The sequence below is a fragment of the Aeromonas sp. L_1B5_3 genome (genome assembly GCF_963866575.1).
Classification (GTDB): Bacteria; Pseudomonadota; Gammaproteobacteria; order Enterobacterales; family Aeromonadaceae; genus Aeromonas; species Aeromonas jandaei.
Window position 1 is genome coordinate 1 of record NZ_CAWMDN010000055.1, and the last position, 268, is coordinate 268.

A 268-nucleotide genomic window follows, 5' to 3' on the forward strand; every position below is an offset into this window, starting at 1 on the left:
GCATGCAGTGAATGCGTAGCATGGTTTCCAGCGGATAAGGTCGCCGGCCATTACCAGCCTTGGGGTAAAACGGCTCGATGACTTCCACCATGTTTTGCCATGGCAGAATCTGCTCCATGCGGGACAAGAAAATCTCTTTTCTGGTCTGACGGCGCTTACTGCTGAATTCACTGTCGGCGAAGGTAAGTTGATGACTCATGATGAACCCTTTTTCATGGCTCCAGATGACAAACATGATCTCATATCAGGGACTTGTTCGCACCTTCCC

The 268-nt window shown here is 50.0% G+C and carries 1 pseudogene; it reads right to left on the reverse strand.

The annotated features are described in order from the left end of the window. Positions 1-199, reverse strand: a pseudogene (locus tag AACR93_RS03820) (IS5/IS1182 family transposase); the annotation flags it as partial. Between the last annotated feature and the right edge of the window lie 69 nt (positions 200-268).